General features: G+C 72.7%; 14 protein-coding genes. 6 read left to right on the top strand and 8 right to left on the bottom strand.

Annotated elements, in window-relative coordinates; all coding sequences use genetic code 11:
• Positions 1–66 precede the first annotated feature (66 nt).
• The 7 genes from A6A25_RS06520 to ssd form a co-directional block, all read right to left on the bottom strand.
• Complete coding sequence (locus A6A25_RS06520; RefSeq protein ID WP_073886870.1) at positions 67–408, bottom strand: Rv3654c family TadE-like protein; 342 nt, start codon at positions 406–408, stop codon at positions 67–69.
• Entirely contained in the window at positions 405–755 is a 351-nt protein-coding gene (locus A6A25_RS06515) for a TadE family type IV pilus minor pilin (protein ID WP_073886869.1), read from the bottom strand. Before A6A25_RS06515 ends, A6A25_RS06520 begins: the two co-directional genes overlap by 4 nt.
• Positions 752–925 carry a DUF4244 domain-containing protein gene (locus A6A25_RS06510; protein ID WP_241828526.1) on the bottom strand — a complete coding sequence of 58 codons (174 nt, stop codon included), beginning with the start codon at positions 923–925 and terminating at the stop codon, positions 752–754. Before A6A25_RS06510 ends, A6A25_RS06515 begins: the two co-directional genes overlap by 4 nt.
• Positions 926–958: 33 nt before the next feature.
• Positions 959–1,435, bottom strand: coding sequence for a type II secretion system F family protein (locus tag A6A25_RS45250; RefSeq protein ID WP_241828525.1), 477 nt, complete (start codon positions 1,433–1,435; stop codon positions 959–961).
• A gap of 476 nt (positions 1,436–1,911) precedes the next feature.
• Positions 1,912–2,673, bottom strand: coding sequence for a type II secretion system F family protein (locus tag A6A25_RS06500; RefSeq protein ID WP_073886867.1), 762 nt, complete (start codon positions 2,671–2,673; stop codon positions 1,912–1,914).
• Positions 2,670–3,803, bottom strand: coding sequence for a TadA family conjugal transfer-associated ATPase (locus A6A25_RS06495; protein ID WP_143193001.1), 1,134 nt, complete (start codon positions 3,801–3,803; stop codon positions 2,670–2,672). The genes A6A25_RS06500 and A6A25_RS06495 overlap by 4 nt, the downstream gene beginning before the upstream one ends.
• A 768-nt stretch (positions 3,804–4,571) precedes the next feature.
• Entirely contained in the window at positions 4,572–5,624 is a 1,053-nt protein-coding gene (gene ssd / locus A6A25_RS06490) for a septum site-determining protein Ssd (RefSeq protein WP_073886866.1), read from the bottom strand.
• A 482-nt stretch (positions 5,625–6,106) separates the two neighbouring features.
• Between ssd and A6A25_RS06485 the strand changes: the two genes are divergently transcribed.
• The 6 genes from A6A25_RS06485 to murQ all read left to right on the top strand — a co-directional run bounded on the left by A6A25_RS06485 (position 6,107) and on the right by murQ (position 14,100).
• Positions 6,107–6,919, top strand: coding sequence for an HAD-IB family hydrolase (locus A6A25_RS06485; protein WP_073886865.1), 813 nt, complete (start codon positions 6,107–6,109; stop codon positions 6,917–6,919).
• Between the two features lie 635 nt (positions 6,920–7,554).
• Positions 7,555–9,222: a glycoside hydrolase family 3 protein gene (locus tag A6A25_RS06480; RefSeq protein WP_073887028.1), complete on the top strand. Its 1,668-nt coding sequence runs from the start codon at positions 7,555–7,557 to the stop codon at positions 9,220–9,222.
• A 5-nt stretch (positions 9,223–9,227) separates the two neighbouring features.
• Positions 9,228–10,475, top strand: a complete 1,248-nt coding sequence (locus A6A25_RS06475) for an exo-beta-N-acetylmuramidase NamZ family protein (protein ID WP_073887024.1) — start codon at positions 9,228–9,230, stop codon at positions 10,473–10,475.
• Between the two features lie 13 nt (positions 10,476–10,488).
• The gene (locus tag A6A25_RS06470; protein ID WP_083668040.1) at positions 10,489–12,141 is read left to right on the top strand and encodes a serine hydrolase domain-containing protein; all 1,653 of its coding nucleotides are present in this window, start codon (positions 10,489–10,491) and stop codon (positions 12,139–12,141) included.
• A gap of 109 nt (positions 12,142–12,250) precedes the next feature.
• Complete coding sequence (locus tag A6A25_RS06465; RefSeq protein WP_073886864.1) at positions 12,251–13,168, top strand: MurR/RpiR family transcriptional regulator; 918 nt, start codon at positions 12,251–12,253, stop codon at positions 13,166–13,168.
• Complete coding sequence (gene murQ, locus A6A25_RS06460; protein ID WP_073886863.1) at positions 13,165–14,100, top strand: N-acetylmuramic acid 6-phosphate etherase; 936 nt, start codon at positions 13,165–13,167, stop codon at positions 14,098–14,100. Before A6A25_RS06465 ends, murQ begins: the two co-directional genes overlap by 4 nt.
• On the opposite strand, the gene A6A25_RS06455 is transcribed toward murQ, so the two are convergent.
• The gene (locus A6A25_RS06455; protein ID WP_198932592.1) at positions 14,069–14,518 is read right to left on the bottom strand and encodes an Lrp/AsnC family transcriptional regulator; all 450 of its coding nucleotides are present in this window, start codon (positions 14,516–14,518) and stop codon (positions 14,069–14,071) included. The two genes, murQ and A6A25_RS06455, sit on opposite strands and share 32 nt — an antisense overlap.
• Between the last annotated feature and the right edge of the window lie 6 nt (positions 14,519–14,524).

The raw sequence follows: 14,524 nt of genomic DNA, 5'->3' as shown, positions 1-14,524 counted from the left end.
GCGAATCTGCGGTCGTGTGAGTCCGCTCACCGCCGGCGGACGACCGTTCGTCGCGTCGGGCCGGGGTCACGGTTCGGCCGGACCTGCCCGGGCACGTGCGCTGGGCGCGCCGAACACCGTGGCCTCGCCGGACACCCGGACGCTCACCTCCCACCCGTCCACCTGGCACGCGGTCAGCCGGCCGCCCATCCGTGCCACGACCCACTCGGCCCGCGCGCACGCGTGCGCGACCCCGCCGGCGAGCTGCCCGGCCGCCGCCAACGCCCCGAGGTCGGCCGCCGCGGCCACCCGGTGCCGGCTCACCACGGCCTCGCCGACGTGCACGCCGACCGCCACCAACCCGAACCACACCGCGCCCACGGCCACCGCCACGACGGACGCCGACCCGCGGTCATCCACGCCGGTCACCCACCGACCACCCCCGGCTCCAGCACCGCGTAGGCACCTCCTCGCAGCTCGACACCCAGCCACGAGACCGTGACCTCCACCGACGCCGTGTCCTGCGCTCTTCGCACCGCCCACCGGGCGCCCTCGGGCGCGATCCCCTCGACCACGCCCGGCACCCGGGCGTCGTCACCCCGGGCCACCAGCCGTGCCGCCTCCCGCGCCGCGTCCGTGCACCGGAGGTAGTCCACGACCGCCATCACGGCACCGATGCCCAGCACCAGCAAGGCGACCAACCCGCACACCGCCACGGCCGCTTCGACCGTCACCCCGCCTTGGTCGTCACCGAGCGCGCCGCGCCCGCGCTTCACGTGTCCACCGCGAAGGCCCGCACGATCAAGGCCCGGAGCAGGCCCTCCACCCAGTCACCGCTCATCAGCGAGAACAGGAGCAGGGCGAGCGCGGCGGCGGCGAGCGAGCCGATCGCATACTCCACCGTCGACATGCCACCGTCATCGAGCAGGATTCGTTTGCCGGTCACCATTTCCTCCACACCAATGTCTAATATGGACAGTCAGAAACCTTCGCTCACCCGGCTGACGACGCCGATCACCACCGGCACCACACCGAGGCACAGGAACGCGGGCAGGAAGCACAGCGCCAACGGCCCCGCCACCAGCACGGCGGCACGGTGCGCCCGAGCCTCCGCCTGGTCCGACACGCTCGCCCGCGCCTCCGCGGCCAGGTCCGCCGCCGCCCCGGCCAACGCCGCACCCGACCGCGCGGTCCGCCGCGCCGCCCTGGCCAGCGGCGCCGTGTCCGGGTGTGCCAACGCCTTGGCCCACGCCTCCACCGGATCCGCACCCAACGTCAACAGGTCGACCACTTCCCGCAGCCGCCCCGCCGCTCCGGCCGGAACACCCGGCAGCACCGCCCGCACCGCCTCCGCCACCGGCAACCCGGCCCTCAGCGCGGCCGCCAGCAGGTCCCACGCCGCCGCCGCGGCGAACGGGTCCGCGGATCGCGCCTCGGGCCCGCGTTTTCGCCTCACCTCCGCACCGAACCGTCGCCAGGTCCTCAGCGGTGTCCGCCTCCCGGCCACCGGCCGAGCCACCCGCTCAGCGCTCGCACCGGATCGTCGCCCGATGCCCACCCAGGGGTGTCGCCAGGCCTCCACCCCAAGCTTTCGCCCGATGTCCGGCGCGGGCGTCCGCCCGATCGCCGAAGCGGGCTGCGGCCCCGGCTCCAGCCAGAACGGCCGCTCGATCTCCGCCCTGACCTGTCCGCCGGCCTCCGACACCGGTTCTCGCTCGGCCTTCGACCGAGGCCGGCGGCCGACCCTCAGCCACGGTTGCCGCCCAGCGCCCGCGCCGAGTTCTCGCGCGGCCTCCGGACCAGGTTCCCGCCCGGCTCCCGGTTGCCCCCGGGCCGTGTGCCTGAGCCGCGCCGCGGCCCTGCCCGGTGCCGGGAGCGCGATGACCGCCAAGGCAAGCAGCACCAGCGGCAGCACCAGCGGCGGCGACAGGCTCATGCGATCACCTGCCTGGTCAGTCGGCCGCTCCACCGCAGCCCGGCACAGATGAGGACCACCCCCGCGACCAGCAGCACCTGTCCCGGCGCGGTGCCGGACAGCACGGCCAGCGGTCCCGCCCCACTCAGCTCACCGAGCACCACACCGAAGAGCGGCAACCCGGCCAGCACCGCCGCGCTCGCCCGCGGACCGGCCATGCGGGCGTGGACCTGCTTGGCGAAGGCGGTGCGCCGATCGAAATCCCGGCGGACCGCGTCGAGCACGTCCGCCAACGGCACGCCGTGCACGGCCGACAGCCGCCACGCCCGGGCCAACTGGCGGGCGTCGGGGAAGTCGGCCAGCGCCGCTTCCACGTCACCGCCACGTGCCGACGTCGCCGCGACGGCCCGCAGCACGTCGGTCGCGGGCGGCTCCGCGTCCTCCGCCGCACCCATCGCCGCCTTCGCCGGGTGCGCACCCGACCGCAGCTCGGCGACGAACGCCTTCAGCCCGTCCGCGAGCGCGACGGACGCCGCCAGCCGGTCGCGTTGCCGAGTCGCCTCGCGGTACGCGTGCCACACGGTCGCCGCCAGCAACGCACCCGCGATCACCCCACCGACTCCCACCGGCAGGCCCAACGCGATCCCGACCAGCACCGCGTGCACTTGCTTGGGCCTCAACGGCTTCCACCGCACCCGACGGCGAGGTCCGGCGAGGCGTCGCCGCGCCTCGGCCGAGGGCACCACCAGCAACGCCGCGGCCAGCAACAGCAGAGTCATGGCGCACCGACCAGGTCCTTGAGCGCCGCACCGGCTTCCCGCCAACCGCCGTCACGCCGCCAAGCGGGCCGGACGACCAGGTCACCGGAACGCCGTTCCAGCACACCGATCTCCGCCAAGTGCCGGGTGCCGTCACCCGCGCGGCGCATGTGCAGCACGACCTTCACCGCGGCGGCCAGCTGGCTGTGCAAGGCGTGCCGGTCGAGCCCACCGAGCGCGGCCAACGCCTCCAACCGGGCGGGCACCTCGGCGGGCGAGTTGGCGTGCAACGTCCCCGCACCGCCGTCGTGCCCGGTGTTGAGCGACGACAGCAGCTCGCACACCTCGGCGCCCCGCACCTCCCCGACCACGATCCGGTCGGGGCGCATCCGCAACGCCTGCCGGACCAGGTCCCGCATCGTCACCTCGCCCGCGCCCTCGACGTTCGGGCCGCGGGCCAGCAGCCGGACCACCTGCGGGTGGTCGGGCTGGAGTTCCCCGGCGTCCTCGACGCAGACAATGCGCTCGTCGGGCGGGACACACCCCAGCAGCGCGGCGAGGAGAGTCGTCTTCCCCGACCCCGTGCCGCCGACGACCAGGAACGCCTGCCGCGCGGCCACGATCGCCCGCAGCAGGTCGGCCGCCACCTGGTCGAACGTGCCGGAGTCCCGCAAGGCCACCAGGTCGTGCGCCGCCGGCCGCAGGACCCGCAACGACAGGCAGGTGAACGGCGCGATCGGCGGCAACACCGCGTGCAACCGCACCGAGCCGGGCAACCACCCGTCGACGTAGGGCGAGGCGTCGTCCAACCGCCGCCCAGCCGCCACCGCGAGCCGCTGCGCGAGCCGTCGAACCGCGGCCTCATCGGGAAACGTGACGTCCGTGCGGCGCAACCCGTCCACACCGTCGACCCACACCTGGTCCGGCCCGGTCACCAACACGTCGGTCGTGCCAGGGTCCCGCAACAGCGGCTCCAGCGGCCCGGCACCGACGAACTCCTGCCGCAGCACCGCGAGCGCCCGCTGGACGTCCTCGTCACCGAGCACCCCGCCGGCCTCACCCCGCACCGCCGCCGCGACCGCCGCGGACGTGAGGTCCCCGCGCCCACTGGCCAACCGCACCCGAACCCGCTCAACAAGGTCGTTCACGATCACCCTCCCGACGACGCCCACCCAGAACTTCCCGAGCGGCATCGACCAACCCCTGCCGCCCACCACCCGCCTCGGCTCGCAACTGCGCCGACAACTCGGCGAACACCAGCGTCGAAAGCAGCTCGGGCCGACACCGCCGAAACCGCACCGGCGCCCGAAACCCGGGATGCCGCCTCAAGGTGGGCCCGAGATCACGACCCACAACCCACCGCCCGACCCCTGACTGCCGCAGGTCGCCAGGCCCGTGCGATGGATGGGTTCGATCAGTGGTCATGAAGCACCGCCAAGAGGTCTTGGTCCGCCCTCACCAAGGGCGGACGACTGGATCGCGGGCACTTGCCGGGCCTCGGACCGCGCGGTCCGGGCGCCCGGGGAAGTGATGTCGCGACGGGTGATGGGGAACGCGGGAACCCGAGTGGTGCTCGGAGTGCTCCGCGTGAGGCTGGGAGGACTTCGGGTGGCTCGGTGAACCGCGCGCCGCGTTCGGCTTGCCTACCACCGCCGTCGACCGCGGCCTGGTGTTGCTCGGCGCCGGGTTCGACGTGCAGGCGCCCGCTCTCGGCCGGGTGTCGCCCCACGCCGGATTCCGCACCCGGGCAACCATCGTCGACCGGGCGCTGCCCCGCACACAGTCCCGCGCACCGGCAACCGCTCTCGGCTGGATGTTGTGGCCGGTCGGGTCGTGCCGGCGGGGAACCGGCGCCGGTCGGGGATGGTGGGGCGGATTCCGTTTGAGGGCGGGTGGCGTTGGACAGCGGGGCGTTCGGGTCAGTGGGCATGGAGGGCCGCCAGGACTTTTCGGGCGGCCTTCGCCAACGGGCCGCGGGTGGTTTCGGGGAAGTGGCCGTTGTCCAGTGCCCTGGCCAGCCTCGGTTCCGGGCGCATGGTGGTCAGCAGCGGCACGTTGATCGCCTCCACCACTTGCGCGGTGGTCAGGCCACCGGGAGCCGGGCCTCGGACCACCGCCTTCAGCCGCACGCCCCGTTCGGCGGTCTGCTCGACCACGGTCCTGGCCGCCATGCACGCCTTCACGTCCGCCGGCACCACCAACACCGCCAGGTCGGCCCGGTCGAGCGCGGCGAACGCCGCGGCGGTGAGCTGACGCGGCACGTCGCACACGACGGTTCCTCCGGCACGCCTGCCCGCCTCGACCACCGCCACCACGGCGTCCGGCTCCGGGCCAGGACCTGTCCGGCCGCAGGACAGCACGGTCAGGCTGCCGCGCCTGCCCGAACGGCCCGGCAGCGCCGAGCGCAGCGCCGCGGCGGGCACGCGGCCACCCTTCAGCCGCAACGTGGGCCACCGCAGCCCTTCCTGCCGCTCCGCACCCAACGTCAGGTCGAGACCGCCGCCCAACGGGTCGCAGTCGACGAGCAGGCCGTGACCACCGGCCGCCAGCACGGCCTGCCCCACCGCCACCGCCAGCACCGACGCACCGGCACCGCCCCGCGCGCCCAGGATCGCCAGCATCCCGCCCTCACCGACCGGCACGTCCTCCGCCGCATCGGCCAGCACCGCCCGCAGCCGCTCCTGGTCGGCGGGCAGCTCCAGCACCTGCTCCGCGCCCAGCGCCAGGGCACGCCGCCACACCTCCGCACCCGGCGGACCGGTACCGACCACGTGCACACCCGATCTGCGCGGGAACCCGGCGCACGCGACCACGGCCTCGAAGTCCAGCACCAGCGCCGCCGCACCGTGCCAACGCCCGCGCAACGCCGTCACGTCGACCATGCGCTCCAACTCGCAGCCCACGACCGCCGCCGCGTGCAGCACCTCGTCCACCAGTCCCGCGTCGGTCACCAAAGCCACCGGTCGCTTCACGCCACTCCCCCGTTCCCGTTGTGGATCTACGGGTTCCACGGTGTCGGGCGGTGAGGAAGGACACAACGCCACATGATCAACATGTGGACAACCGGATGGCCTGTGGACAACTCGACGGCCGACCACACCGGGCAGCAGTCCGCAAGACGGCGGTCACGGCCGTCGCGGCAAAAGATTCGGAGGATGATGCAAGAAGGGGCGCGAGTGCGCGGAGGTCCAGCGCGACGACCCCGGAAAACCGACCCCGGACATGGGACGACCCCCGCCAGGGGGGAGGGACGGGGGTCGTCATTGGTTCAGTCCCGGGGGGTCGGACTGAACCCGTCCGGTCGAGCCGGACCCGTCTACTGTATCCCCACGGGACACGGTCATGCGTGCTTCTCGTTAGAGGGAGACCAAATTTCGACCGACCGCACATCTGATTCGTAAACTCACGAACATCTGCGGCGGCCGGCCGACCCCTCCCCGCTTAAGCTTGACCGGTGACCGAGCACGCCACCGACGGCAGTCGAGTCGCCGCGTTCTTCGACCTGGACAAGACCGTCATCGCCAAGTCGAGCACGCTGGCGTTCAGCCGGCCCTTCTTCCAAGAGGGCCTGATCAACCGGCGTGCGGTGCTCAAGAGCGCCTACGCGCAGTTCGTCTTCATGCTGGCCGGCGCCGACGCCGACCAGATGGACCGGATGCGCTCGCACATCACCGCGCTCTGCGAGGGCTGGGACGTCGAGCAGGTGCGCTCGATCGTCGAGGAGACGCTGCACGACATCGTCGACCCCCTCGTCTACAAGGAGGCCACGCAGCTCATCACCGACCACAAGGGCGAGGGCCACGACGTGGTCGTCGTGTCTGCTTCCGGCGAGGAGCTGGTCGCGCCCATCTCCACCATGATCGGCGCCACCCACAGCGTGGGCACCCGGATGGTGGTCGCGGGCGGCCGCTACTCCGGCGAGGTCGACTTCTACTGCGCCGGCGAGAACAAGGCGATCGCCCTCAAGCAGCTCGCCGAGCTGCACGACTACGACCTGAGCCGCTGCTACGCCTACTCGGACTCGATCACCGACTTGCCGCTGCTGGAGGCCGTCGGCCACCCGACCGCGGTCAACCCGGACCGCGCGCTGCGCCGCGTCGCCACCCAGCGCGGCTGGCCGGTGCTCACGTTCTCCGACCCCGTGTCGCTGCGCGCCCGCATCCCCCGCCCGTCGGGCACCGCGGTGGCCGTCACCGCGATCGGGTTGGGCGCCGCGACGGCCGCGGGCGTGGCCTGGTACGGCCTGCGCAGGCGCCGCCGGAGCTGATTCACCCCGGCGTGCCCCGGTCAGCGGTACCGGGGGTCCCGAGGGGCACGGAATCACTGTCACAAAAGACTTTCCACTACTGACGGTCGCTTGAACGGTGCACCCCATCGAGCCCTTGCTGTGACGGCGGACACGCACTACAAAGGAAGTGCGGACCTCGGGTCGGCCAGGGACGAAGCGGAAGAGAAGCGGCGTCCACCCCGACGGAGCTCCGTGCGCGGACTTCGAGACACCCACGCGCAGCACGCCGCGGGAGGCTTGTCGTCTAGGGCCTGCGTACCGGGACGCCGGACGCCGAGGCCAGGTCGGTACGACACGAGTTGCACGCCTGGTAACTCAGAAGCCCGCGCTGACGACGGTGGGGCCCCTCAACCGAGGGGCCCCACCGTCTTTTTGCGCCACTGCTTCCTGCCCCGAAAGCGCGACCCGCCGAACTAGTGCCCGAACGAGTGACGCGCCAAACCCCTGGTTCTGTCGGTGCCCCTCCGCACAATGGCCACACAACGCAACCCGTTGACCCGCCTGTGTGACGTGGGTAACTTGCCAAACGCACCACGTTGTGGTTGAAGATTCCCAGTGGGGAGGCCGCAGTGCTCCGTCCGCTCGTCGCCGTCGCCGTGGCCGCGGCTTCCGCAATGCCGACACCGGCGCACGCCGCCCCGGACCAGGCGCAGCACGTCACCGCCATGGTCCGCGGCATGTCGCTGGAGCAGAAGGTCGGCCAGCTGTTCGTCACCTACCTGCACGGCCAGTCCCCGGACGAGGCGCACCCCGGCAACCTGCGCGACTTCGGCGTCGCCACGCCCGCCGAGGTGGTGGCGAAGTTCCAGCCGGGCGGTGTCGTCTACTTCAACAACTCCAGCTACGACAACATCGACACACCGCGCCAGATCGCCACCCTCTCCAACGGCCTGCAGGCGGCGAGCCGGATCCCGCTGGCCATCGCCACGGACCAGGAGATGGGCATCGTCACCCGCATCGGCGCGCCCGCCACCCAGTTCCCCGGCAACATGGCCCTCGGCGCGGGCCGCAGCGCCGAGAACGCCGAGCACGCCGCCCGCATCACCGCCCGCGAGCTGCGCGCCATGGGCATCACCCAGAACTTCGCGCCGGACGCGGACGTGAACTCCAACCCGGCCAACCCGGTCATCGGCGTGCGCTCCTACTCCAGCGACCCGGCGCTGGCGGCCGAGCTGACCGCCGCCCAGGTGCGCGGCTACCAGGGCCGCTTCCTGGCCAAGCACACCGTCAGCGCGACCGCCAAGCACTTCCCCGGCCACGGCGACACCGACCAGGACAGCCACACCACGCTGCCGAAGGTCGACCGCTCCGAGGCGGAGTGGAGCGAGGTGGACGCCCCGCCGTTCCGGGCGGCCATCGCCGCGGGCGTCGACTCGATCATGACCGCGCACATCCAGATGCCGAAGATCGACCCGTCGGGTGAGCCGGCGACGCTGTCCAAGCCCGCGCTCGACCTGCTGCGCCGCAACCTCGGCTACGACGGCGTGGTCATCACCGACTCGCTGGCCATGGCGGGCGTGCGGCAGCTGCACAGCGACGCCGAGATCCCCGTGCTGGCCTTGAAGGCGGGCGTGGACCAGCTGCTGATGCCGGTGAACCTGGAGCTGGCCGTCAACAGCGTGCTGGCGGCCGTGCGCAGCGGTGAGCTGACCGAGCGGCGCATCGACCAGAGCGTGCTGCGGATCCTGCGGATGAAGTTCCTGCGCGGCATGCTCACCGGCCCCGCGGTGGACGTGGACAAGGTCGACGCCGCGGTCGGCCCGGCCGAGCACCTCGACGCCGCCGAGCGGATCACCGACCGCACGATCACCGCCGTGCGCAACGACGCGGGCGTCCTGCCGCTGCGCACCAAGCCCACCGCCGCGCTGGTCACGGGCTGGGGTGAGACGACGACCCGCACCCTGGCGGGCTTCCTCGGTGGCACGGCCCTGCCCACCGGTGCCGCGCCGACCCAGGCCCAGATCACGGCTGCCGTCACCGCCGCCGCCAACGCCGACGTGGTCGTCGTGCTCACCAACGCGCTGTCGCGGCAACCGGCGCAGCAGACCCTGCTGACCAGGCTCCTGGCCACCGGCAAGCCGGTCGTCGCGGTCGCCGTGCAGAACCCGTACGACGTGGCGCACACGGCCGCGCCCACCTGGCTGGCGACCTACTCCTACGGCGCGGTGTCGATGGCCGCGCTGACCAGGGTGATCACCGGCGAGGCGGCACCGGTCGGCAAGCTGCCGGTCGAGGTGCCCGGACCGACGCCCTACCCCTTCGGCCACGGACTGGAGTGGTGACCGCCATGGATCGCAGGCACTTCCTCGCGGCGGGCGCCGGCGCCCTCGCCGTCCCCGCGCTCGGCGCGTTCGACAGCGCTCCCGACCACCCGGACCGGCCGCGCCTGATCAAGACCGGTGCCGAACAGCTGGCCGAGGACGGCTGGCGGCGGTTCGCGGGCGGCAAGGTCGGCGTGGTCACCAACCCGACCGGTGTGCTGCGCGACCACACCCACATCGTCGACTCGATGGTGGCCGCCGGGGTCAGGCCGCTGGCCGCGTTCGGCCCCGAGCACGGCTTCCGCGGCACGGCGCAGGCCGGCGGCTCGGAGGGCGACTACCTCGACCCGCGCACCGGCATCCCGGTCTACGACACCTACGGCGCGAGCGTCACCAAGATCGCCGGGATGATCACGAAGTCGGGCGTGGACACGCTCGTGTTCGACATCGCGGACATCGGCGCGCGGTTCTACACCTACATCTGGACGATGTACGCGGTCATGCAGGCCGCCGCGGCGACCGGCGCGCGGTTCGTCGTGCTCGACCGGCCCAACCCGGTCGGCGGCACAGCCCGCGGCCCGCAGCTCGACCCGGCCTACGCGACGTTCGTCGGCCGCAAGCCGATCGCGCAGCAGCACGGCATGACCATCGGGGAGCTGGCCCGGCTGTTCGACGGCGAGTTCCTGCCCACCGACGGCGGCCGGGTGTCGAGCCTGGAAGTGGTCGACGTGCGGGGCTGGAAGCGCGACGACCTGCACTCCGGCCTGCCGTGGGTCCCGCCGAGCCCGAACGTCCCCACGCACGACACCGCCCTGGTCTACCCGGGCACGTGCCTGTTCGAAGGGCTGGTGTTCTCCGAGGGCCGGGGCACCACCCGCCCGTTCGAGACGATCGGCGCACCGGGCCTGGACTGGCGGTGGGCCGAGGACCTCAACGCGATGGGCCTGCCCGGTGTCCGGTTCCGCGAGACCTACTTCACGCCCACGTTCAGCAAGTTCGCCAACAAGCTGTGCGGCGGCGTCGCCCTGCACCTCACCGACGTCCACAGCTTCGACGCGCCGCGCACGGCCGTCGCCATGATCGTCACGGCGAAGGCCCGCTACCCCCAGGTCTTCGCGTGGCGACCCGACCTCTACATCGACAAGCTCAGCGGCTCGGACCGGCTGCGCCGCATGGTCGACGCGGGCGCGAACACCGACGAGGTGGTTGGCGCCTGGGCCGACGAGCTGGCCGCGTTCGACCGCACCCGCCGGCCTTACCTGCGCTACCGGTAGAGGGAGAACAGCGATGCGCGTCCCCGCCCTGCTGATCGCGACCACCATGGCCCTGTCCGTCACCCTGCCGGCGCACGCCGAGGGCCGCGAAGCGCGCTTCGACCAGCCGCACGAGGGCTGGTCGAGCAGCGTGCTGCGAACGGGTACCCCGCAGCGCGTGGGACTCGACCCGGCCCCGCTGGACGCCGCCCTGGCGCAGATCGAGCGCTACACCGTGCCCGATGCGACCGGCCACCCGCTGTTCGCGGGCGCCGTCACGCTGTTCGCGCACGACGGCGTCGTGGTCACGCACGAGCCGACCGGCTGGGCGGTCCGCTACGCCGACGCCGCCGGCACCGAGCTGCCCGAGGCGCAGCGGGTGCCGATGACCCAGGACACGATCTTCGACCTGGCGTCGATCTCGAAGCTGTTCACCTCGATCGTGGTGATGCGGCAGCACGAGCTGGGCCGCTTCGGCCTGGACGACCCGGTGGCGCGCCACCTGCCGGAGTTCGGCGTCAACGGCAAGGAGTCGATCACCGTCCGGCAACTGCTGACCCACACCTCCGGCCTGGTCGCGTGGCTGCCGCTGTGGTCGCAGTACCCGGACGTCCCGTCGCGGCTCAAGGCCGTGATGGACACCAAGCCGCGCAGCACCCCCGGCACCACGTACCTCTACTCGGACCTCAACCTGATCACGCTGGGCCTGCTGGCCGAGAAGTGGTCGGGCAAGAAGCTGGACGAGCTGGTCCGCGACGACATCACCGCGCCGCTCGGCCTGGTGGACACCGGCTACAACCCGCCGGCGGCCAAGCTGGACCGGATCGCGGCCACCGAGTACCAGGCGGGCCGGGGCATCATCCGCGGCAGCGTGCACGACGAGAACGCCTGGTCGCTGGGCGGCGTCGCGGGCCACGCGGGCATGTTCTCCACCGCGCGGGAGCTGGCCGTGCTCGGCCAGGCGATCCTCAACGGCGGTGCGCACGCGGGCGGCCGGATCCTGCGCGAGGAGACCGTCGAGCTGATGCTCACCGACTTCAACCAGGGCTTCCCGGGCAACTCGCACGGCCTGGGCTTCGAGCTGGACCAGCGCTGGTACATGGGCGCGCTGACCTCGCCGCGCGCCGCCGGGCACACCGGTTACACGGGCACCACGCTGGTGCTGGACCCGTTGTCGCGGTCGATCGCGATCCTGCTGACCAACCGCGTGCACCCGAGCCGGAACTGGGGCTCGATCAACCCGGCCCGGCGGGTGGCGGCCGACGGCTTGGCGCGGGCGCTGGCGGTGCGTCCCCGGCACGGCACGGCGTGGACGCCGGAGGCGAACGGCGGCACGTTGACCACGCGGGAGCTGCCGCGGCGCTCGGCGAAGCAGCAGCTGTCGTTCTGGGCGTTCGTGGACCTCGACCCGGGCGACGAGGTCGTCCTCGAAGCGACTGACGACGGGTCCACGTGGCGCGAGGTCCACGCGTTGGCCGGTTACGGGCAGCGGCGTTGGCAGAAGGTCGAGCTGGAGACGGAGTCGGCGGGCAAGTTCCGCTGGCGGTACGTCCGGGGCACGGGCTACGGCGGCCGGGGCGTGTACGTGGATGCCGTCCGGGTCACCGACGAGCGGGGCGTGGCACTCGACGCGGAGCGCGAACCAGCGGGTTTGCACCCCGAAGGGTGGCGGGCCGCGGACCGTTAGTGACATCGGCGCGGTCCGGACCCGCCAAGCGGTGATATTGGGTCACGGTTGGGGTGAGTTACCCCCACCGTGCGTTGACCACCGGTTGGACGGTTAGTAAGTTTCCCACGTGTCCACCGAAAGTACCGCCGACTCCAGTCCCCTGGTCAAGATCCGTTCACTCCTGCCGGGCCTGGCCCGGGCCGAGCAGCGGGTCGCCAAGGTCGTGCTGGACAACCCGGCGACCGTCGCCCACCGCAGCATCACCGAGGTCGCCGAGGCCGCGGGCACCAGCGAGACCACGGTGACCCGGTTCTGCAAGGCCATCGGCGTCGGCGGGTATCCCGAACTGCGCATAGCGCTGGCCGCCGACACCGCCCGCACGTCCATGCGCACCGACCGCGACCTGGGCGGCGACATCGGCCCCGGCGACGACCTGCGCCAGGTCGTCGGCAAGGTCGCGTTCGCGGACGCGCGGGCGGTCGAGGAGACCGCCGAACAGCTGAACGTGGAAACGCTCGAAGCGGTCGTCGAGGCGGTCGCGGGCGCGGGCCGGGTGGACGTCTACGGGTTCGGGGCGAGCGCGTTCGTGGCGTTCGACCTCCAGCAGAAGCTTCACCGGATCGGGCGAACCTGCTTCGCGTGGAACGACACGCACATCGCGCTCACGTCCGCCGCCGTGCTCACCGGCGCGGACGTGGCGGTCGGCATCTCGCACACCGGCTCCACCTCCGAGACCGTCGAGGCGCTGCGGGTGGCCAAGGAGCACGGCGCGACCACGGTGGCGCTGACGAACTTCCCGCGCTCGCCGATCAGCGAGGTCGCCGACCACGTGCTGACCACGGCGGCACGCGAGACCACGTTCCGCTCGGGTGCGATGGCCAGCCGGATCGCCCAGCTCACCGTGATCGACTGCCTGTTCATCGGGGTCGCGCAGCGGCACGTGGACAGCGCCAAGACCGCCCTCGAAGCGACGTACGACGCGGTGTCGGGGCACCGCCTCGGAGCGCGGCCGGACGGCAGGCGGCGCCGGGAGTCCGGTAAATGACGCCGCCCCGGGACGGTGTCGCGGTCCGCGTGGACTCACCCACCGAGGCCAGGAACCCGCGGACGGAGGACATCGACCGGCTCTCCACGCTGGACGTGCTCCGCCTGATCAACACCGAGGACCACCTGGTCCCCGAGGCCGTGGCCGCCGTGCTGCCCGAGCTGGCCCGTGCCGCGGACCTCGCCGTGGGCGCCCTGCGCGCCGGTGGCCGCGTGCACTACGTCGGCGCGGGCACGTCCGGCCGGCTGGCCACGCTCGACGCCGCCGAGCTGGTGCCGACGTTCAACGCGCCGCCGGACTGGTTCGTCGCGCACCACGCGGGTGGCCGGGACGCCCTGGTCAACGCGGTGGAGAACGTGGAGGACCAGGCGTCCGCCGGCGCCGCCGAGATCCGCGAGCACGCGGCACCGGGCGACCTGGTCGTCGGCGTCACGGCGTCCGGCCGCACTCCGTTCGTGGTGGCGGCGCTGGAAGAGGCGCGCACGCTGGGCGCGCACACCGTGCTCGTGTCCAACAACCCGACCGCGCCGGCACCGGTCGAGGTGGACGTGCTGATCGCGCTTGACACCGGCCCGGAGGCGATCGCCGGGTCCACCCGGATGAAGGCGGGCACGTCGCAGAAGCTGGTACTGACGTCGTTCTCCACCGCGGTGATGGTCCGGCTCGGCCGCACGTACTCGAACCTGATGGTGTCGATGCGCGCGACCAACGCCAAGCTGCGCGGCCGCACGGTCCGCATCCTGCGCGAGGCGACGGGCCTGGGCGAGCAGGAGTGCACGACCGCGCTGGCCGACGCGGGCGGTGACCTGAAGGTCGCTCTGGTGCACCTGCTGGCCGGTGTGCCCGCGGCGCGTGCCGCGGAGGCGTTGGAACGCACCCAGGGGCACGTCCGGCTGGCGCTCAGCCAGCTAGCACCGGGCGCCACGGGATAGGCGTCGACAGCACCATCGCGCTGGACGTCTCGCCGTAGCCGCCCAGCCGCACCAGCAACCGCTCCAGCTCGCTGATCGACGTGGTCACCACCTTCACCACCGAGCAGATGTCGCCGGTCAGCCGCAGCACCTCCACCACCTCGGGGCAGTCGTCGAGCAGCTCCGGGTGCACCGTGATGCACCGCGGCCCGTAGCACTTCATCCGCACCAGGGCGACCACCGACCGCCCCACCGCCGTCGGGTCCACGGTGGCGCGGTAGCCGGTGATGACGCCCGCGTTCTCCAGCCTGCGCACGCGCTGCGCGACCGTCGGCGGCGACACGTGCACGCGCCGTGCCAGCTCGTTGTACGAGAGCCGCGCGTCCTCCTGCAGTGCCTCCAGCAGGGCCCAGTCCACGCCGTCCAGTTCGATGCTCACGATCGC

Origin of the sequence: Saccharothrix sp. CB00851, assembly GCF_001905065.1 — a bacterium.
Classification (GTDB): domain Bacteria; phylum Actinomycetota; class Actinomycetes; order Mycobacteriales; family Pseudonocardiaceae; genus Actinosynnema.
This window is presented reverse-complemented; position numbering and strand designations above follow the sequence as displayed.